Raw genomic sequence first — 17,645 nt, forward strand, 5'->3', positions numbered from 1 at the left:
TGACGTGCGTCTGACTGAATTACATTGTGCTCCGGTCGAAGTGACTCTGTATGCCAAATGTATCCGTTCGAGTTGACGATGAACGCCGTGAGGAGTTAGATGAACTCGCGGATAACGCCGGTTTATCACGTGCGGAGTACATCCGTGATGCACTCGAAGTCCGCGAAGACTACTATGAACTCCAGCAAGAGCACAAAGAACTCCAACAAAAGTACGAAGAACTCCACTCTGACCACGAAATACTCCAGCAAGAGCACGGGGAACTACGCGAGGAGTTAGACGAACTCCAAGCGGAGTACGATGAAGTGAAACAGGAACTCGACCGTGTTCACCGTGAGAAACGCCAAGTGCTCGCTCAACGCGAAGAGAATCAAGAACTCAAACGCTACGTCGAAGACGAACTTAGCTGGCGCGAGCAACCGCTAGCGACGCGTCTCAAATGGTGGGTATTCGGCAAGGGTGAATAGATGCCTCCATGGGTTTCACCTAATTCTGTCCCGATACTTGTTGCAGCTGCGATCGGTGCAGCAGGAAGCATCTTAGGAGGGATCATAGCACAGCGTTACCAACGGCACCTCGATGCCAAAAGTGTGCGTGCAGGGTTGGCAACTGAGATAAGAAGCCATGCTCAGGTTCTAAGATATTTATACGTGGCAATACACAAAGTTCAGAATCCGGATGAGGAGCTTCCAAAGGAAAAATACGGAATAGAGATGCCACAAGACGCCGCCCATTGGTCAGAAGAAAATGCAATAAAAACCTTAGGCAGTTTCAATTCTTATTTGATGGATGATACAGTATTTAGTGAGAACGCAAATTATCTCGGAAATTTGGATGAAAAGGAAACAGAATTGATTGTTGACTATTATCAATCAATCCGGGGTAACAGACAACTCATCGAAGATACTACAATCATTACCACAGAAGTATATACACATGAATCGATCGAGGACTCTATAGCCTCCCTTATGCAGGACCGTGAAAAATTGTTAAATCTCCTCGACAAATCCATGAAAAGAGACTAACGCCTCAATTATTCCCCCTTCACACGCTGTCAGTGGGTACTCAGAGAATTACACCCGTCACGTAATCAGACGACGAAAGAAAACCCCCGACTCGTATGCTTTTCTTCAACTGCTACTGAAACAAAAGGTATCTCTCCAGTGTTCCCACTAGTGAAGTGGTGCGTCAGTTCCAACGTGTGTCAGGTTGGAACGTCCCCGCGTTGGTTTCAGTCTATTTTATCGCGTTATTTTGCGTCTGATTACACCGTGGCAGACACTCCTGCGGAGTCATTACCCGACGGGTGTAATCCGAGCATGTCCTTCCACGAGTTCTTGTGCTCGACAACAAGACACTCCTCCGGCGCGTATGAAGTCCGACCGAGTTGCTTTGCATACGCCGTGTCAAAGACGACCTTCTTCGAGCCGCGGTGATCGATGATCTGGACATTCTCTTTGCCGAACCAATCGAGGAACTCTCGTGTGCGTTTGACCGTGTTGTCGTTGGGATACTTCCCGAGCATCGCCGCCAGCTCTTCTCGATACTTCTTGTTGCTGATGACGTACCCATTCGGCGTTTTCTTCCCAATCTTCGTTGCGACGAGTGCGATGTTTCGCGCGCGGTGCTGGTTTTCACTCAAATACCCGCGGGATTCCTGGTCGGTCATGCCACAGACCTGTTCAAGTGGTGTGTCCGCCAACAGCGTGTTGTGTAAGGTGGTTTCCGGGGCGTCTACCCCTGGTTTCGCGTTCTCAAGAGTCTCCTCGACATCTTCGAGACGCTCATCGAGTTTGTCGTCAATGTTTGACGTGGCATCGAGACGGTATTCTGCCGTATCGAGCCGCTCCTCGAGCTCGGCAATCCGTTCGTCCTTGGTTTCGAGGCGTGCTTCGAACTCTGCCGTGAGTTCGGCGCGCTGCTCTGCGAGTAGTTGTTCGACCTGTTCTAGCGTCACGTAGTCGCTGGTGTCGCCCATTCCTGTGGTTTCAGTGGTGTCCCGTTGGGGGACGGCGACGAACGGGATGGAAACGTCGTCACGACCGGGATAGTTTTGCCACTACGCAAGGGCAAACTATTATTACGGTCGCAACAGAAGGGATAGGTGATTCAAGCCTACGGGGAGGAACTGACCTCCCCGTTCCCTTCTGCCGCACTCGATACTCGTTACATAGCCGTGGGTTTCACGCGGACTTTATTTAAACTCTGTTTTCGGTTGCTTGAGGTATGTCTGACGCATGGCTGACGGCGCTCATTCGTTGTCCACTTCCCATAGCAGTGAGCCGCCGATTTTTCGACTGATGACACGGTCGTCTTCTTCGAGTCGTTTGAGACGTCGGTAGACAGTCGGCTGTTTGTAGTCGAAAGCCGAAGCAACTTCACTAGTGCCCGCGCCCCCCTGCTCAGACAGGAAGGCGACGAGTTCGTCGTCGCTCACGGTTTGAGTGTACTGTCCACTTTCCTCGTCTCGTTCTTTGACCATGTCTACAGCCATGTATCAGCTCACACATGGAAGTTGCGCACCCATCCTCTTAAATCCATGTATTGTGTGATACATGGGAAGGTTTAATACCTTGTATTGAGTAATACATGGTAAGGAAGCACACCCGTTCCTCGGGGCGTTACGGTATGAGAAAACGCCCGGCGTTGCACCGCCGGACGCACGTGCTTCTGTCCAAGAAGCAATGTCAACTACGACCCAACCGCAGAAAAAGACTGTCGAATCGCCCGACGAACAATTCACCGTTGTCGACACGGCCCCGGAGCCGATCTACAACGTCCGCAACGACGAGAAAGGCACCATCTACACCGTCATCGTCAACGGCCACGACGAAGCGCAGTCGTGCAGCTGTCCGCACTACCGCTACCGAAGCGCGTTCTGCAAGCACATGGCCGCGGTCGAAGAATCCACCCGGACTGACGACCAGTGCAGCGAGGAGACGATAGACGGCCCGTTCGTCGAACCGCCGGAGCAAGGCGGCGAGCTGTACTGGAAGTGCACCGCGTGCGGCCGTGAAGCTCTCGACGTCGAGTACGTCCACCAGGGGTGCTAGTACCGATGGTGGAAGCATACACCGACGACACCGGCGACCTCACGCTGTGGGGGTCGTGCGTTGAGTGGATTCGGTCGGATACGGTGGTTGAGATCCACCAATGACTGACGATAGCGACGACGAACAGCGTCGCCACTGTCCGCGGTGTGGAGAGCCGATTCAGTCGGTGTCGATCTCCGGGCCAGACGGAGCTGAACTCTACCCGTGCGGGCATGTGATTCCGCCAGATCACCCCGTTCTCTCTGACACCGAGAACGAGAACAAGAACGACAACAACAGCTAATCCTACGACCTATGACACGCTTTAGAAAAATTGGAACTGACGAATCGACATACCGAGCAGCAGGTCACGTCTTCATCGTCCTCGCGGGCATCGCGCTCGCGCACGCAACCTTCCAGGTGGCACTGACGAGCGGCGTTGGCCCACTGACAAGCCACGCCATCGGCGGCGTGGTGGCACTCTTCGGCGGGTTCGTCCTCGCTCAGTACGAGATGGCGGTCGGATTCGGAGAGCGCTAGCCATGCCCCGCTGCGAGAACTGCGAGACACACGTCACTCCTCGATTCATTCGCGTTTTCGGTGATGAGGATGGTGAGGTGTTCGCGTGCCCACAGTGTTCGACGGGGAGCGAACTGTTTAGTGGTGAGACTGTAAGGAGTAAGTAAAGATGTCCGACTACGCTGAACAAGTGGTCGTGTGCCCAGTCACCGGCGAAGAACACACGGTTTTCGGCCCACCGGCGACGCGGTGCCCAACGCGTGAGGTCGTGAAAGAGTGGGTTCGGGAGTGTGAGGCGGCACAGGAGGGCGTATGAACCGTGCGACGTGTGCGGAGTGCTTTGGTGAGACGGCCGAAGTCACTGGTCGGGAGTTCAGTATCTGTGATGAGTGTCGTGACGAGATGTTACAGGAGTTCTTCGATGAGCACAATATCGTAGTTGTCGATGAGTAGCACCGCGCTGTAGCCACCTAGGAAATCCGAGCTTATGCTGGTTCGTAAGAGGCCGCGCGGGAAGCGGACGGGTGCCGTGTTGGCGCGTGTCCGCGAGTGCACTATTGTATGTTATTTTTCGTGTATGTAATTGAAGGTGGGTTGGAGTGATATACCAACCCTATACAATGACACAGGGGAGGCTCGCACCGCCGCATGTGGTGTGCGGTGGTGGTCATCGCCGGTAGATGTGTCTCGCGGGTTGCTCAGAAGGGGATGTCAGTCCAGAGGTCGAGGACCGCCAGTACCATAAGCACGAGTGCCGAGACGATCAATGCCGGACCATAGCCCCCCTGTACTCCGGCGCGGTAGTCAATCACGGCACTGACTGTACCGAGGACGGTGACGACACAGATGAGTGCCCAGTTCCGCCGAAGCCATCTTAGTTGTCGTGACATACTGCAATATTTAAGAAACGGGGGTTATAATTATATCGTCAATGAATGATCAGCGGGGGTGGATATTGGTGCTCGGGTATTTTGCGTCTATTCTCTTTGCCATCTTCGTCGTGACGGCAGCGGCGAAAGGCTATCACCCGACCATCTACCGGGCAGTGCCGCTCTTTGTGTGGGGCGTGTTTGTCGTCGGCCTGCTCGCCGGGTTCGTGTCCCTCTACAGTGCCATCCGAGAGCGATCACACAAGGATATGGTTCGCTCGGTGCTCCTCATCGGGTGTTTGTATCTCGTCTTCTGGTTTTATCCGATGCAGATGGGCCTGCGGTTTTGGACACCACCGCGAGGGGATTTGCTGATGCACTTTGGCGAAGCGAAGGCGATTGCGGCCACTCATTCGATTCCCGAACTAAATATCTATCCGCTGTCACATATCCTCATCGCCGAATTACATTTCGTCACTAACTTGCGCTTTGGTGTCTTCGGTACGATCCTCTCACTGTTGTACTATAGTATGCTTATCGCAGGCATTGTGTTGGTTGCCCGGCGGTATGGCACTCCTCTACTGGCGCGGTATGTCCTGCTGGCCGCGTTGCCACTCGTCTTTAACAAATACACCCATTCATTCATGCCGTGGATGCTGATCTTCTCTCTGATTCCGCTTGTGTTCGTCCTCTTCGACGTGTGGGAACGGACACGTGATCGCCGACAACGTGCATTGATCTCGCTGTCGGGGATTGGGTTTCTGATGTTTTTGCTCCTCGGTCATCTCATGTCGGGATTGGTTGCCGTCGGTGCTATCTTCGGCGTGCAAGCCCTCTCCGAGGTGGTGGCGTGGTGGCGCACCACCTCGGAGCAACGCAGTACTAGCGCACCGGTTGCATGGGCGTTTATCTCCGTGCTCGTCTATCCGGTGTGGTATCTCTCCCAGCGCTCGTTTCAACGCGCCTTTTCGACGATTGTGTTATCCGTCATCGGTGCCGCTGCGGGGTCTGCCAGCCAGCAAGTCTCGCGCGCAAGTGGGTCCGGCTTCTCGACCATGCAACTCATTCGGCGGTTTGTTATCGGCAAGTGGGGAACGCTATTCTTGTACCTCGGGGTTGCAGGTCTCATCTGGCTCCCACTCGCCTATCGCGCGCTTCGACGTCGTGGGTCGCATCAGGAAAACGTGATGACCGGTCTGTTTGCCGGTGGCGGTGTGTTCGCCGTGTTCCTCTTGGTGTTCAACTTTATCGCCAGCAACCCCTATCGGGTGCATCAAGTAACGCTCGTGATGGCCTTTTTCGTGATTGGGAGCGCACTGTATTGGCTCTCCGAACGCCATCAGTCGAACGACTACGCGGTCGTTCGGTCCTGTCTTGTCGTGGTGATTCTCGGAGCGGCGGTATGGAGTCCGTTTACCATCTATGACGAGGATGAACACATTATTGAAACCGAGTTTGAGGGTGCCGAACACCATTTAGAGTATCGCAATCCGGAAATGCAAACTAAAACTCTGCATATGTCACACGTCCTCGAAACATATCTCGTCGGGAGTCATGCCGATTTGTCATGGCAGCAGTGGGCGTTTTCCATCTATAAACCGGAGTACCAACTCCCGAAGCACTTGGGCCAAAATGGATCGTCACTCGGTGCGACCGCAGGTACGGGGTATGCCATCACCAAAGAACGCGATTATTATTGGTGGCGAGGGGCGTCAGAACAGAGAAAGCGCGAGATTGTCTATTACACACGCGAGGATGCCCGGCAGTTGATGGGCGACTCTTCGACCGCGCGTATTTATTCAAACGGGAAGTTTACGATCTGGCGAACGTAATTCGGGGCTTGTTTGTGCCGTTTAGGCTATCGTCGAACCATCAACGAGGCTAATCCACGACCCACCGATATACTGGGCTTCACCTTCGGTATTCGTATCTCCCGATACTGTGGGATCATGGTACATTTTCGTCCCATTCGGAACGGTAGTGAAGTTCCGAACGTCAACGCCTGCTGTCGGACGGTTATTTTGTACGTTCGACCCTGCCCCAATCAACGACCACGTATTGCCGTCGTCAGGTGCGTAATTCGCTGTCCAAAAGTTATTGTCCGAGGTACCTTCTTCGATGAATGTCGGGTTCGTGTTCCCTTTGTTCTTAACGCGGTTGCCCTCGATGAGATTCCTGGTTGCGTCAAGGAGTTCGAGATTTCGGTAGGTGTTATTCTCAATCGAATTGTTGGCGATGATTGAGTCCGCTGTCCCGTCTGCACGAATGCCGACTTGCCCACCGCTCACTCGATTGTTGACGATTGTGCTATCGGTCCCCGCAAACTTGAGACAGAGTGTTGTTGGGTTTTCGACCGAGTTCCCATCGAGAAGCAGTTTTGACGCGCCAGAAGCAACATCAATACCGGGGTAGTTACTTCCAGTTTCCAGGCCTGTATCTCGAACAAGGTTGTTAGCTATTACATGATTCGTTGCTTCAAGGGCGACCGCGATTCCCGCCTGCCCAATTGATTGAACGTTATTTCCGACACACACCTTGTCTTCGCCACGAAGCCAAATGCCATTTTGAGTGTATCCTTCGACATAATTCCCTGTAATTGTCATTGGACCAGTATCTGGCTCAGTTTTAATCCCCGTGATTGCCTGCGTAGTTCGTCCAACATTGCCGACAACCGCGCCATGTGCCGTCGTTCTGCGGATTTGGACGAGTCGGTTATGGTCACCGAGAGCCGTGTTATTTGCGACAACGAACTGGCACGGTGTGCCCCCCTCCCACTGGAGGCCAACACAACTCCCATCCTGATTGTTGTAAAGGAGATTGTTCGCAACAACAGCATATCCTTCCCCCGTATCAACCGAGATACCACGGTCGAATCCGTTCGTAATGAGATTGTTCGACGCGATGAAGTATTTCGTCCCGTGGGATTCTATCGAACGGTCGCCCGTGTTATCTATCCAGTTATTATGGATTTTAACCGACTCGGCAGGCCCTTCGACGGATATCCCACTGCCCCCCGTCCCGTGTTCATGATACGGATACAGGTTTCTGGCAATGCAATTTTCGACCGTGATTCGCTTTCCGTTGTGGATGGAGAACCCGTGGAGGTTCTGACCCGTCCCCGTCTGATTGTCTTTGTTGCCGTCAACGCCAACATGAGAGACATGGACATCCGTACATTGGGTGGTATTGCCGATGCGAATCCCACCGACACCTGCCTCGTCTGCGACTGTAATGAGGTCGGTCTTCCCCGACCCGACAATTTTGACGTTACTGACACCATCGACATCAAGCCATGAGGTTGTCCGGTACGGTGCTCCCTCATTCCCGATATAGATGATTTCTCCGTTGGAGAGGTTGGCAAATGCTGCTTCGAGTTCGGAGAGGCTGCCAACGATGTAGTCGGCGACGTTAGCTACATGCTCCGTATCTACCGATCCAGAATCCAATGACGCTACCGACAACGGATCAGCGCCCGTCACATCAGTAAGATCGATTCCACCGTCAATATCGAACGAATCCGCCGAGAGATGGTCAAACGCCCCACTCGGGAGTTCGACCGTCACTTGCGCGTTCTGTGGTGCGTCCTCGTAGTATGTACCAGGTGAGCTGGGCGCGGTCACCTTGTTGATGAAGTCATTTTGGCTGGCGAGCAAGTCCGCGACCATTGTGCTGACTTCGGCATACGCTTTATCTGTAAACCAGATTTCTTCCCCCATGCCGGGGATTTTGATGGCTTTCGTCTGCGGTTCTCCGTTCTGAAACGTCTTCGTGAGCTCAATCCATTGAGTCATGACTAAGTGTAGTGTGTAGTTGTCCGCTCGCTAGTGGTCGTCGTGCTATACTAGGGACTCGCCACGGTGGGTCATCGTCCGAGAAAGAGCGCCCAATCCGCGAATACATTCATCGCTGAAACTAGTTTTATTAGGATCGCCTGGTTCGACCGTGTTATGACGCATTATAAGGCCGTGTTGCAAGGCGAGGGTGTCACATGCCCGGAGTGTGGCGCCAAAAATAAAGTGCCTGGTAGTTTCCTTCTGGAGGATGATTCGCTTATCTGCCCGGATTGTGAGGAAGCTATTGGGCGCACGCAAGAAAAGGGGGAACCGGCGCTGATTCGTGTGAATAAAGAAGCCAAGAAGTAGCGACCGTTATGCACCGGGGAGAAGCATCTGCCCGACAGCAGAGACCAACACAGAGAGAGCCGAATACGCAGCGAGAACCCCGACTGCCAGGATGACCGTCTGTACCGGCGGGGAAGCGAAATACAAGATATCAACGACGGTCCCAATCACGACTAGTGCAACGAATGCCAATCGGAAGACAACGCCGAGTGCGTAGAGCCATTGGTGTTCGACACGAAGCCACTGCCGATATTCGCGGATATCATCGATGAAGTGACGGCAGACGTATGCTGCACCGGCGAACATCGGTGTTCCAATGAACAACATCACAAGTCCAACGACGAGGTCGCCGCTGAGTATGATATTCACGGCGCTAATCGGCGCGAGAATGGTGAGCAGGACGAACATGGCGGCGATGACGTACCCACCGATTGGTGGGTTAACTCGTAGTTGGGTGGTTTTTGTGCTCATAGTCTGAAATGAGCTATGTGATATTCAGTAATAAACTAGAACCGCCCAGTGAAAGTGAAACAGAGGATTCAGATAGACTCACAATTGAGGGCGCCACTACCCCAGTTCGAGAGTTTCCACAGTATGTTGACGATATTTTCCTCACACTCAACGGCCGAGAGGTCACCGCCCGGCGAGAGCGCAGGGCTACAGCCACTCGTGAAAATCGGTGTCTATGCGTGCCGGATGGTGCAGAGCGAGAGAGTCCTGACTCGGGAGAATCGCAAGCGCTGGTTAGTATATTATACTAACCTACAGAAGCTATTCGAGAGTGCCGCGAACTGGTTCGTAATTCTCTAACTCCTCACTTCGCCGTGCTGCAATCTCGACGATCTCCTTCGGGAGTTGGTAGAGTTGTCCACCGTAGCGGTAGAGGCGTTTCTCCTCGTCGACGATGCCGCCGGCAGTGTCCGTCTCCATCGCAGCTATCCACGTGGCGAGATTGCCCTGCTTGTAGTCGGTTGTGCCGTCTTCGAGGTTCTCTAGTCGCTTCTTGATAGAGCGTTTACTCGGCATTCAGGATCTCCTCAAGTTTTCGCTGGGTTTCTGGACGGAGACGCTTCCCTGCCGCATTTGGGTCGGCGCTAAGGAGTTCTGCGATAGACATGTCCTCTACATCCTCCTGCTCAAGGTTATCAAGACGCTTCTCTATATTCCGTTTACTCGGCATATGAGTCACCTTCGGTAAGCGCGTATCGCCACGCTGCTCCTGCATCGTTCCACAGTTCGCGGGGGATATCGTACGCTTTCATCCACGGGTAGAGTGGTTCATCAGGACCGTCTCGCTGTTCGAGGTCGGAGAGACGTCTCTTGAGAGTGCGCTTCGACGTCACGGGTGTTCTCCTTCGCCGTAGTCAGTCGTCTCACTGTGCCACGCGCCTTCGTCGTCCGTCCAACAGTGGAGTTCACTGACTACCCCGGCATTGTTACCCTCCTGGTCGACTCGGTGCATCGAGATCGTGATGTCCGTCCCGTCCGATGGCCGTGTCTCATCTTCCAAGCGTTCGAGACGTCGCTCTACGTTACGCTTGCTGGTCATTTCGGGCCATCCTTGGCTTCCTCAAGCCGTTCGAGGCGCTCCTCTATCTGTTCGAGTTCTTTGTCACGAACGAGCTGGCGGTATTGCCCGGCAGCGTACGCAAGGACCCGTATCCATCCCTGCCGTGTTTGCTCCTTGCTCTCGTCGTAGACACGGCCGGATGTGACCTTGCGATGTGCCTCCTCTATACCATCAGTGAGAAGCGAGAGGATTTCATCACGATCTGGTGCTGCGGGTTCTGACCCCCCAGGGGTTCCAGTGTCCTCCTCCTTGTTGGTGTGTGTGTCGTCTGATTTCGGCATACTAGAAATCGAGTCGTGTGAATTGACTACCGCTTAGCGACGCCGTCGATGCTCTCGGCGTACTGTCGGGCCACCTGATTCTGTTTCGGCGTCGAACTGATCTCCCGAAGCTTCTCGGCTTTCTCGTCTTCGCCCAGCTCGACCAACTGGTTGTAGACCTTCTTGATCTTGACCTTCCGGTGGTTCGAGGGTTGGTCCGTGACAGGGTCGAAGCCCCGGTTCTTCTTCTCGCGTTTTTGGTCCATCTCTCGGGCCCGACGTGCCTGCTTCTCCTTCCGGAGATCCACCTTCGATTTGACGCTCGCAAGGTCGTAGTCCGTTGGATCAGAAACCACACTGAAGGGGTGGTGTTCCTGGAGTAGGCCACGAGCAACGTCCACACTGTCGACCGGGAGTTCGAGGTGCTTTGCACCGTCTACGGTAGGGACGTCTCGCAGGTCGATTACTTGCTGTCCTGCGGGGTCAGTCGGGTCGCCGATTTGTGCGTAGCCACGGGGGATTTCCAGGACAATACTCTCGCCGTCTTCGGTAGTGGTTTGACTCATGATGTTAGTCTCGGGTGGATTGTGACGCAAGGCCGAGTCCTCGCTTAATCGCGTTCTTTTTCTTTGCCTGCTGCTGGCTGGCTTCGATACGTGCCTCTAAGTCGGCGAGTTCCTCACGGAGGGTCGCAACGTACTCGGGGGGGTGCAGTGCCCTCCAGCGTTTTGATGCGCTCTTTGAGTGCGTCGCGTTTTGCTTTGCCCTCGCCGATGGTTTGCGGGGTGTCGGGAGTTTCGTCAGTCATGGTTGGTGTGTTCAGATGAATGATGTCAGTATGTGAAAACGACAGGGTGGGGAACAGTCCCCGATCCAGTGTGGCCATCCAACCAACTATTGGAACTCGCTGTGATGCAACACAGTACAGAACACCCGAGCTTCCGAGTTCGTTCTGCCCTCGAATTCAATGCTCTCGCCACGCCGTAGGGGTTCGTGACGGTCATCACAGTTGGTGGGTCAAGCGTGTTTGAGTCCGAGTTTCGTAGCGCGACGAAGGATCTGCGTGTCCTTGCCACCGATCTGTCGCTTACATTTCGCTCCCTCGACGAACTCGTACATCACGCTCTCGTCCATGTCGAGCCCCGCCTCGGTGAGACGGTCGATGACGCACCGAAGTCGCTCCTTGAGTTCGGAGTACGAGTAGTCATCATCCGCAGCACGACCGTTCTCACGCCCACACTGGCAGAACGTGACTTTGCGGCCGCTCGTATCATACTCCCGATGGGCGGATGGGTCAGCGTCACTCCACGGAGCGACTGCCCACCGGAGATGGTTCTGATTCTCGTAGACGTACGCATCACACGCAGCGTCGTACTCCGGATACTGGCGGCGGACGCGCTGAAGACAGTGGTTGCACACGGCATTCGTCTCCCAAATGAACGCGTCGAATGCGCGACGGGGAGGAACGGTGGCCGGGTGGCGCGGAGAGCGAGCGACGCTCACAATTACTCAGCTCCGGCGTTGTCGGTCCAAAAGTCGTCAGGCAGCCAATCACGGAGGACATCGTCGTACGTGATACCTGGTTCGGACTTGCGGCGGTGCGCTGCTTTGCGGAGTTCCTCGCTGACAGGGATGTGGGTACTGCTACTCATGGAAATGGTCTTGTGAATGGTGGTTTGTCAATCGATACAACGGCAACAATGCCATCGCGGTGAGAGGAAATAGAATCCGCAAACTCCCCGTCAAAGGGGAGCGCAACGTGCGTCATTGGTTTCCCTCGGACACGAAACGGGTGGTGATCTTCCTCTCTGCCGTTATACCTGTCTCGTACACATGTACGAGCGTAAATGGCATATATCCATCGGTAAAAGTGGTAAGCTGAAAGTGAACAAGGTTGGGAGGCCAAAGCCAACAGACTCAATCATAGGTTAGTATATCATACTAACCAACGCGCACGCGTTCGGCAGTTGCGAACAACGGCGTGAACCTGTGAACCTTTGGTGTGAACCTTATCGCGGGGGGTTCACGGGAAAACCACGAGACGGCGGAGGGGTGACCTCTCAGTGTGAACCTGTGAACCCTATATGGGAATGGACGCGGGGGGTACACACCACTGCATGAATCTGTGACGCCCCCCTACTCTACCAAATAAGGTTCACAAGGTTCACACACACACCATTCATGTGTGTGAAATCGCAAGACTGCGGTGACTCCTTTCGGTGTGAACCTTTGCGTGAACCCCCCGTGAACCTTTGCAAAGGTTCACGTGACAGTGTTGTAACTCGTCCTCTTGGATGCAACAAGAATGGTCGGTCGGGAGTTCGAATTGGGGAAAAGAAGAGTGGTTAGTCAGTCACGCAGTTCGTCAGCACACTGGCCGCATAGCCGGTCACCGTATTCGACGTCCTCGTATGCAATCCAGTCTGTGTCTCCACACGCACTGCACTGGCCGTTATATGGCTTGTCGAGTTCGGCAACAGCGTTAATCGAATCCAATGGTTCCCAGCCGAGCGAGTAATCGCTGCACAGGTCTTGCAATTTCTCTCCGAGTTCGGGGTCGGCTATGACGGTCCCGTCGCGCTTTCGTTGCGTTTCGAAGTTGTGACGGGAGACGACATGCCCGATCCACGAATTAGAGCGGTCTTGTCCGCTAATGTCGTTGAATCGGTCTGCGATATCGGAGTATGGGATTTCGACGTCGCCGAATGGATTGGTATCGGGATCGTCGAAGCTCGACCGCCCAACGGATTCGAACGCAAGGTCACGCACTGCTTCGGTGAATATCGCGTCTTCGCTTTTGGCTTCTGCTTGCTTCGTCGCGGAGACGAGATAGTCGACAAAGTCGTCCATCATTCCGACGTCGCCCCAGATATCGGCAATCATGAGTGCCGAAAGGAGTTTCTCTCGAAGACGACCGTCGATCTCATGCTCGGCGAGATATTCGTATGCGTTCGTTTTTGCGATTTTAATTCGGTTCGAACCGAGAAGACGGAAGCGGGCATAGAGCAGCCGGTTCCGGATGCTAGTTGCTCGTTCGTCGTCGAGCGTTGGCGGCATCTCCCGGGTTGCTGGCGACGTTTTCACTTCGATACAGCGGCTGACGATGTCATCCGCTGGTTCATACTGTGTCGCCACGGCTACGTGCGTGAACGGGTCGAGCACTTCGGGCTCGAAGCCACCGCCGTCCATCTGAACGCTTCGGGTGACTGTCTCGCCGCGCTTTTGAGCAGCGCGGACAACGGCGTCAAGTTCACGTCGCGTGTCGGGGTCAAGGCCATGATACTCCGATACGAAGAACGTGGTATCGTAGGCGTCAATCAGCCTGAACATTGACGATGGCGACGCGCTTGCCGAGACGATGCACCGGTACGACAGACGCGACAGTGTGTTCAGAAGACGAGTTTTGCCGCCAGTATAGCGCCCCATCAGCATGATGTGAGGGACGAAGTCGAGATCCGGACGGAGCCATGTCGACAGGGCGTAGGCGGTGAGTCCGTCGTAGATGTGTCCGTTGTTCGCCCCAGCGTCCCAATGGTCGTAGATGTATTGCCGGACGTCGTCCCACAACTCCTCGAAATCAGACTCATCCACTGCTTTCGGGTAGTCCCATGCTTCTTGAAGATAGAACTGTGCGGGGACGTCGTCGTCAACAACCGGTTCCCACGGGCCAGACTTGCCGCAGGAAGGGCAGTTACCAGGGTCTTTCACACTGTCACCCACCGTTGCGTGTTCGCCTGAGACGGTGCCGCACTGTTGGCACACCCACTTACCTATCGGTTTCACCGTCACATCGGTGGTTCCGGGTTCTGGTTTGACGATTGAAACACGATCCTCGTCGTCAACCACTGGTTCCGCTGGCGCGTCTTTGAACCGGACACCATCGCCAGCGCCAACGGTGAATGATTCACTCGCACTCACCGCGGCAGTTCCGCCGTCGGTTGTAGCAACCTGTGATGGGTCGTAGAAGTCCGTTCTGCCTTTAAGTGCCTCATCAATGGTGAGTTCGCCGTAGGTCTTCGAACCACGATCTTCGTCCCACTTGTCGCGCATGAGTGCTGACTGTCGAAACAGGCGGTCGATTCGGTTGCGGTCTCCGCCCGTCCAAAACGCCAAGTGGCCACAGAGTGCTAAGTCTGCTCGGCTATGGTCTCCACCGTGTGCGGATGTATCGCCACAGTCGAAGAGACGCGCAAAGTCGTCGCCGTTGCCGGCGTTTCGCGCCTTCTGGATGATTTCCTCGTCTTCGAGGTCGACGTCCACCGGTTCGGCCCCGTAGCCGCTTTCCTCGTCTTCGTCCTCGTCTTCGACCATGTACTCCTCGTACACATCGGACAGCGCGCTGTTGCGCTGCTCGACCGACGTCGGGGTGCCATCGACGTGGTGGCCAGTGACGGTGAGATATCGTCCGCTGTCGTAGATTTCTATCTCGCTGGTTTTCTCTAAGTCGAACTGACTTTCCATCACCTGCTTGCACGAATCGCCGGGTTTGAAGCCAAGGACGAAGACACGAAAGCCGGTGCCGGACGGTGAGACCTCTGTGTAGCTGTCGAGTTTACCGATGATGTCTGTGGCCCAGTCGTCAACGTCGCCGGTTTGTGGGTCACGACAGCCGTCCAAATCCACACCGGCGACGATACCATCCTCGTGGACGACGAAACCGACACCATCTGAATCGTGGTCGTTGTAGTGCTCGACAGCGCTATCGAAGTCCGTCCACGTATCAGCGTCGGTCGAGCTTGCGTAGCCGCCGGACACGTCACGGGGGACTTTCGACCATTCGTCACGGTCAGGTGTCCACTGGTAGCGCCAACTCACCCACTGGTCACGCTCGGTGAGTTCGTCGGGGACGGCGCTCGCGCCGAATGAGAGGGTGTCAGGGTGCGGTGGTCGGTCGCTCATTGAGCAACCTCGCGTCCGAGCATGATGTGGTAGACAAGTTTGTACCCGCCGCTCGGTGACGGTTCGTAGTCGTCGCGGTCGATGTGAAACTCAGTAGCGTCGTCGTAGTTTTCGTACATTAGGATCTCGTAGGGGTAGCAAGAGACGACGCCCTAGTGAGGTGGTAAATGCGAAATCATATACCGACCCAAAACATAGGTCTGGGTAGGAGCATCGTCTCGCTCCGGGTTGTTGCAAACACGCCCGCGATGTGTCTGCCAGGACTTGCGCGGGCGTGGAATCGTCTCTTTCGTCGAATTCCATACAGTGACTACTCCGTGAGAGACGCCTCGACAGCGTCGTTCTCGACTATCTTGGATAGGAGTGAGTCGTAGCTGGGTTCGTCAGCCTGTGCTTTCAGAACGCGGAGTTTCTTGCGCGTTTCAAGACTGACGGGAATTCGTGACTCGGTTGCTTTTGACATCTGCAATAGTGTGTAGTTCAGCAACACCGATAAACTTTTCCACCTACAGGTGAAGGTAGGAGTATATGCAAAAAGATTTACCGACGGACCGGTCAAATGGGATGCTCACGAAGAAACAGAGAGAGTTCATCCGAGGAGAGTACGAGTATGAGGGAGAGTACGCCAGTCAGAAGCGCTACCAACAACGCAAAGCGATTCGTGAACGAGTCCGTAACTCACTCTATGACTTCACTGAACTATTCGAGCATCTCGACGAAAACGAGCGTGAGAAAATCTTCAGCCCGCCAGAGGACGAAAGAGAACCTCTCAACCAAGCTCTCATCAACCTCGTTGCATTCCTCTACAAGGAAACACATGTGACGACAACACTCCCAAACTTCGAGTACTACCTTAAGAGTGGTGTGAGGCGTGCCACGTACCAGCTCGCGGGGAGTGACATGTACGATGTGGATGTTGATTTTGAGGTTCGACGGACGTCTCCCCAAGATGTCGAATGGGACAAGATCGAGGACAAAATCCGGTTTCGTAAGTGGGACGAATTCACCGAGGGTGAACTCAAGTGGTTCCTCCGCTATTATGCGAAGTCAGATGAGTTCGATCCTGAAATTGCTCATGAAGAGTTTGAAAAACGGTTCGAGCAGTTCGTCGCAGAAACCCAGGAAGCGGGATCGCAAAAGGCGAAAGCATCCCGTGAAAAGCAACGCCCGCGCCCCGATCCGATAGAAACACTACCCGAAGAGGACGAGAACGCCGAAGACGAGTAGGAACACCGCGAATAGTAGTTGTGATTTGCGAACGAGAAAGCAAGTACCGTCTTGTCCTAATTCGGCGATTTAATTACTGAAGCTTTTTATGAACAGCCAGGTATTCCAACTCTATAGCACGTGCGAGAAAACGATTGGGCGATAAGACGTTGAGACTGTTGGCGTGCTTAGCCCTTAAGTGGGTGGTGCTCGGGTGACTCCCGGCACTCGAAAAAGGTGATTAAAAACGAATGAAGGTTGACGTTAGCGTCGGCGTTGAGACTCCGGCTGGGCCACCCAGTATCGGAGTGAGAATCGGTCTACAGATGTTCGCCTACGGGCTTGTCATTGGCAATATGCCGGTTGCCGTGGCAGGGTTGGCCATCGCAGGGACGATGGTCTACATTTGGCTCGTGGTGAAATATCAAGTCGCTCTCCCGAAACCAGGCGGGAAACCGAAGTAGGGGACGCGGCGGCCGCTTACCCGCAGCGGCTTATCGTGACCAAAGATGTGCTCAAGATATCCGGAATGAATGGCGACAGCAACAGCTGTCGCTCGGGGATGAATTGGAAGTGGTGATGAAGATTGACGCTAGCTTCCGCCGTTTCAGCCGGTGACTAAGCGGCTGCGTACCACAGCCCTGGGTTTGAGCTGCGGTTATCGATCACTTGCACCCCGCTATTGTGTGGCGTGGCTATGGTGACGAGTGTCTTGGTGGGAAGCTGTTGTCACCGTTTTCTAGTATGGCCTTCCACATCGTATACTTTTCGGTTTCGGGTTTATTCTCTTAAATTAGGATAAATAAGCCCTGTACTGCCGGTACAGCAACCTTCACGTATAGATTTCAGCGACACCCCCGGGGTAGTTGTACTTCCGCTTAACGCTTAATGCGGCAGTGGCGTCAGACACCACGCGACGAGTGAAAAACCGCAAGCAAGCGCCGTGGCAGTCGTCGTGAGTATATAAGATAAACCGTATGATGCTTTTTGAACTTCGAAGGGGGAGAGGTTGAAGGGGTAGGGAACAACCGGTCGGCGCGTTAGTACTACATGCTAACAACGGAAGTGTGGGGGTGTCAATTCACCCCACGCTCCGAGCTTACGCCGGCCCGATAAGGCCAGCACGGCCAACTGACACACACCCGCCGTATAGGCTTTATGCTGATGGC

General features: G+C 54.4%; 23 protein-coding genes. 10 read left to right on the forward strand and 13 right to left on the reverse strand.

The features are described 5' to 3' along the window. Positions 1 to 50: 50 nt before the first annotated feature. Together LIX00_RS25785 and LIX00_RS25790 are read left to right on the forward strand one after the other, a co-directional pair. The gene (locus tag LIX00_RS25785) at positions 51 to 467 is read left to right on the forward strand and encodes a ribbon-helix-helix protein, CopG family (protein WP_227357686.1); all 417 of its coding nucleotides are present in this window, start codon (positions 51 to 53) and stop codon (positions 465 to 467) included. After that, positions 468 to 1,025 carry a hypothetical protein gene (locus tag LIX00_RS25790; protein ID WP_227357687.1) on the forward strand — a complete coding sequence of 186 codons (558 nt, stop codon included), beginning with the start codon at positions 468 to 470 and terminating at the stop codon, positions 1,023 to 1,025. Positions 1,026 to 1,264: 239 nt separating this feature from the next. Here the strand turns inward: LIX00_RS25790 and LIX00_RS25795 are convergent, their stop codons facing one another. Further along, positions 1,265 to 1,978 carry a hypothetical protein gene (locus tag LIX00_RS25795; RefSeq protein ID WP_227357688.1) on the reverse strand — a complete coding sequence of 238 codons (714 nt, stop codon included), beginning with the start codon at positions 1,976 to 1,978 and terminating at the stop codon, positions 1,265 to 1,267. A 273-nt stretch (positions 1,979 to 2,251) separates the two neighbouring features. Then, positions 2,252 to 2,482, reverse strand: a complete 231-nt coding sequence (locus tag LIX00_RS25800; protein ID WP_227357690.1) for a helix-turn-helix domain-containing protein — start codon at positions 2,480 to 2,482, stop codon at positions 2,252 to 2,254. A 202-nt stretch (positions 2,483 to 2,684) separates the two neighbouring features. On the opposite strand from LIX00_RS25800, the gene LIX00_RS25805 reads away from it, so the two are divergent. The 4 genes from LIX00_RS25805 (at position 2,685) to LIX00_RS26460 (ending at position 3,718) form a co-directional block, all read left to right on the forward strand. Further along, positions 2,685 to 3,053: a DUF8118 domain-containing protein gene (locus LIX00_RS25805; RefSeq protein ID WP_227357691.1), complete on the forward strand. Its 369-nt coding sequence runs from the start codon at positions 2,685 to 2,687 to the stop codon at positions 3,051 to 3,053. Between the two features lie 100 nt (positions 3,054 to 3,153). After that, on the forward strand, positions 3,154 to 3,336 hold the full coding sequence (locus LIX00_RS25810) for a hypothetical protein (RefSeq protein WP_227357692.1): 183 nt from the start codon (positions 3,154 to 3,156) through the stop codon (positions 3,334 to 3,336). A gap of 11 nt (positions 3,337 to 3,347) precedes the next feature. Beyond that, a complete protein-coding gene (locus LIX00_RS25815; RefSeq protein WP_227357693.1) occupies positions 3,348 to 3,572 on the forward strand; it encodes a hypothetical protein in 225 nt (74 codons plus the stop codon). A gap of 2 nt (positions 3,573 to 3,574) precedes the next feature. Next, entirely contained in the window at positions 3,575 to 3,718 is a 144-nt protein-coding gene (locus tag LIX00_RS26460) for a DUF7563 family protein (RefSeq protein WP_438267134.1), read from the forward strand. 531 nt (positions 3,719 to 4,249) lie between these two features. On the opposite strand, the gene LIX00_RS25820 is transcribed toward LIX00_RS26460, so the two are convergent. Further along, positions 4,250 to 4,441 (reverse strand): hypothetical protein, encoded by a 192-nt coding sequence (locus tag LIX00_RS25820; RefSeq protein WP_227357694.1) that lies wholly within the window; start codon positions 4,439 to 4,441, stop codon positions 4,250 to 4,252. Positions 4,442 to 4,482: 41 nt separating this feature from the next. On the opposite strand from LIX00_RS25820, the gene LIX00_RS25825 reads away from it, so the two are divergent. Next, on the forward strand, positions 4,483 to 6,252 hold the full coding sequence (locus LIX00_RS25825) for a glycosyltransferase family protein (protein ID WP_227357696.1): 1,770 nt from the start codon (positions 4,483 to 4,485) through the stop codon (positions 6,250 to 6,252). Positions 6,253 to 6,273: 21 nt separating this feature from the next. On the opposite strand, the gene LIX00_RS25830 is transcribed toward LIX00_RS25825, so the two are convergent. Continuing rightward, entirely contained in the window at positions 6,274 to 8,136 is a 1,863-nt protein-coding gene (locus LIX00_RS25830) for a right-handed parallel beta-helix repeat-containing protein (protein WP_227357697.1), read from the reverse strand. 231 nt (positions 8,137 to 8,367) lie between these two features. On the opposite strand from LIX00_RS25830, the gene LIX00_RS25835 reads away from it, so the two are divergent. Further along, entirely contained in the window at positions 8,368 to 8,562 is a 195-nt protein-coding gene (locus tag LIX00_RS25835) for a hypothetical protein (protein WP_227357698.1), read from the forward strand. Between the two features lie 6 nt (positions 8,563 to 8,568). Here the strand turns inward: LIX00_RS25835 and LIX00_RS25840 are convergent, their stop codons facing one another. The 9 genes from LIX00_RS25840 to LIX00_RS25875 all read right to left on the reverse strand — a co-directional run bounded on the left by LIX00_RS25840 (position 8,569) and on the right by LIX00_RS25875 (position 15,733). Continuing rightward, positions 8,569 to 9,012 (reverse strand): hypothetical protein, encoded by a 444-nt coding sequence (locus LIX00_RS25840; protein WP_227357699.1) that lies wholly within the window; start codon positions 9,010 to 9,012, stop codon positions 8,569 to 8,571. A 300-nt stretch (positions 9,013 to 9,312) separates the two neighbouring features. Continuing rightward, the gene (locus LIX00_RS25845; RefSeq protein WP_227357677.1) at positions 9,313 to 9,567 is read right to left on the reverse strand and encodes a hypothetical protein; all 255 of its coding nucleotides are present in this window, start codon (positions 9,565 to 9,567) and stop codon (positions 9,313 to 9,315) included. Beyond that, positions 9,557 to 9,766, reverse strand: a complete 210-nt coding sequence (locus LIX00_RS25850; protein ID WP_227357678.1) for a hypothetical protein — start codon at positions 9,764 to 9,766, stop codon at positions 9,557 to 9,559. The genes LIX00_RS25845 and LIX00_RS25850 overlap by 11 nt, the downstream gene beginning before the upstream one ends. Before the next feature lie 320 nt (positions 9,767 to 10,086). Further along, positions 10,087 to 10,392: a DUF8136 domain-containing protein gene (locus LIX00_RS25855; RefSeq protein WP_227357679.1), complete on the reverse strand. Its 306-nt coding sequence runs from the start codon at positions 10,390 to 10,392 to the stop codon at positions 10,087 to 10,089. 26 nt (positions 10,393 to 10,418) lie between these two features. Further along, complete coding sequence (locus LIX00_RS25860) at positions 10,419 to 10,937, reverse strand: hypothetical protein (protein WP_227357680.1); 519 nt, start codon at positions 10,935 to 10,937, stop codon at positions 10,419 to 10,421. A gap of 451 nt (positions 10,938 to 11,388) precedes the next feature. Further along, positions 11,389 to 11,790 (reverse strand): hypothetical protein, encoded by a 402-nt coding sequence (locus LIX00_RS25865; RefSeq protein ID WP_227357681.1) that lies wholly within the window; start codon positions 11,788 to 11,790, stop codon positions 11,389 to 11,391. Positions 11,791 to 12,720: 930 nt separating this feature from the next. Then, complete coding sequence (locus LIX00_RS25870; protein ID WP_227357682.1) at positions 12,721 to 15,270, reverse strand: phage NrS-1 polymerase family protein; 2,550 nt, start codon at positions 15,268 to 15,270, stop codon at positions 12,721 to 12,723. Further along, complete coding sequence (locus LIX00_RS26060) at positions 15,267 to 15,389, reverse strand: hypothetical protein (RefSeq protein ID WP_255679384.1); 123 nt, start codon at positions 15,387 to 15,389, stop codon at positions 15,267 to 15,269. Before LIX00_RS26060 ends, LIX00_RS25870 begins: the two co-directional genes overlap by 4 nt. Positions 15,390 to 15,580: 191 nt before the next feature. Beyond that, a complete protein-coding gene (locus LIX00_RS25875; RefSeq protein WP_227357683.1) occupies positions 15,581 to 15,733 on the reverse strand; it encodes a hypothetical protein in 153 nt (50 codons plus the stop codon). 101 nt (positions 15,734 to 15,834) lie between these two features. Here LIX00_RS25875 and LIX00_RS25880 point away from each other — a divergent pair, with 101 nt between their 5' ends. Together LIX00_RS25880 and LIX00_RS25885 are read left to right on the forward strand one after the other, a co-directional pair. Continuing rightward, complete coding sequence (locus tag LIX00_RS25880) at positions 15,835 to 16,497, forward strand: DUF8102 family protein (RefSeq protein WP_227357684.1); 663 nt, start codon at positions 15,835 to 15,837, stop codon at positions 16,495 to 16,497. Between the two features lie 230 nt (positions 16,498 to 16,727). After that, on the forward strand, positions 16,728 to 16,940 hold the full coding sequence (locus tag LIX00_RS25885) for a hypothetical protein (RefSeq protein WP_227357685.1): 213 nt from the start codon (positions 16,728 to 16,730) through the stop codon (positions 16,938 to 16,940). Positions 16,941 to 17,645: the final 705 nt, after the last annotated feature.

The organism is Haladaptatus salinisoli, from assembly GCF_020614375.1.
Lineage (GTDB): Archaea > Halobacteriota > Halobacteria > Halobacteriales > Haladaptataceae > Haladaptatus > Haladaptatus salinisoli.

What these genes read in the sequence shown, in the direction of transcription:
- LIX00_RS25785 (WP_227357686.1), top strand. Translation starts at nt 51, where the DNA reads ATGCCAAATGTATCCGTTCGAGTTGACGATGAACGCCGTGAGGAGTTA.
- LIX00_RS25790 (WP_227357687.1), top strand. Translation starts at nt 468, where the DNA reads ATGCCTCCATGGGTTTCACCTAATTCTGTCCCGATACTTGTTGCAGCT.
- LIX00_RS25795 (WP_227357688.1), bottom strand. Translation starts at nt 1,978, where the DNA reads ATGGGCGACACCAGCGACTACGTGACGCTAGAACAGGTCGAACAACTA.
- LIX00_RS25800 (WP_227357690.1), bottom strand. Translation starts at nt 2,482, where the DNA reads ATGGTCAAAGAACGAGACGAGGAAAGTGGACAGTACACTCAAACCGTG.
- LIX00_RS25805 (WP_227357691.1), top strand. Translation starts at nt 2,685, where the DNA reads ATGTCAACTACGACCCAACCGCAGAAAAAGACTGTCGAATCGCCCGAC.
- LIX00_RS25810 (WP_227357692.1), top strand. Translation starts at nt 3,154, where the DNA reads ATGACTGACGATAGCGACGACGAACAGCGTCGCCACTGTCCGCGGTGT.
- LIX00_RS25815 (WP_227357693.1), top strand. Translation starts at nt 3,348, where the DNA reads ATGACACGCTTTAGAAAAATTGGAACTGACGAATCGACATACCGAGCA.
- LIX00_RS26460 (WP_438267134.1), top strand. Translation starts at nt 3,575, where the DNA reads ATGCCCCGCTGCGAGAACTGCGAGACACACGTCACTCCTCGATTCATT.
- LIX00_RS25820 (WP_227357694.1), bottom strand. Translation starts at nt 4,441, where the DNA reads ATGTCACGACAACTAAGATGGCTTCGGCGGAACTGGGCACTCATCTGT.
- LIX00_RS25825 (WP_227357696.1), top strand. Translation starts at nt 4,483, where the DNA reads ATGAATGATCAGCGGGGGTGGATATTGGTGCTCGGGTATTTTGCGTCT.
- LIX00_RS25830 (WP_227357697.1), bottom strand. Translation starts at nt 8,136, where the DNA reads ATGGGGGAAGAAATCTGGTTTACAGATAAAGCGTATGCCGAAGTCAGC.
- LIX00_RS25835 (WP_227357698.1), top strand. Translation starts at nt 8,368, where the DNA reads ATGACGCATTATAAGGCCGTGTTGCAAGGCGAGGGTGTCACATGCCCG.
- LIX00_RS25840 (WP_227357699.1), bottom strand. Translation starts at nt 9,012, where the DNA reads ATGAGCACAAAAACCACCCAACTACGAGTTAACCCACCAATCGGTGGG.
- LIX00_RS25845 (WP_227357677.1), bottom strand. Translation starts at nt 9,567, where the DNA reads ATGCCGAGTAAACGCTCTATCAAGAAGCGACTAGAGAACCTCGAAGAC.
- LIX00_RS25850 (WP_227357678.1), bottom strand. Translation starts at nt 9,766, where the DNA reads ATGCAGGAGCAGCGTGGCGATACGCGCTTACCGAAGGTGACTCATATG.
- LIX00_RS25855 (WP_227357679.1), bottom strand. Translation starts at nt 10,392, where the DNA reads ATGCCGAAATCAGACGACACACACACCAACAAGGAGGAGGACACTGGA.
- LIX00_RS25860 (WP_227357680.1), bottom strand. Translation starts at nt 10,937, where the DNA reads ATGAGTCAAACCACTACCGAAGACGGCGAGAGTATTGTCCTGGAAATC.
- LIX00_RS25870 (WP_227357682.1), bottom strand. Translation starts at nt 15,270, where the DNA reads ATGAGCGACCGACCACCGCACCCTGACACCCTCTCATTCGGCGCGAGC.
- LIX00_RS26060 (WP_255679384.1), bottom strand. Translation starts at nt 15,389, where the DNA reads ATGTACGAAAACTACGACGACGCTACTGAGTTTCACATCGACCGCGAC.
- LIX00_RS25875 (WP_227357683.1), bottom strand. Translation starts at nt 15,733, where the DNA reads ATGTCAAAAGCAACCGAGTCACGAATTCCCGTCAGTCTTGAAACGCGC.
- LIX00_RS25880 (WP_227357684.1), top strand. Translation starts at nt 15,835, where the DNA reads ATGCTCACGAAGAAACAGAGAGAGTTCATCCGAGGAGAGTACGAGTAT.
- LIX00_RS25885 (WP_227357685.1), top strand. Translation starts at nt 16,728, where the DNA reads ATGAAGGTTGACGTTAGCGTCGGCGTTGAGACTCCGGCTGGGCCACCC.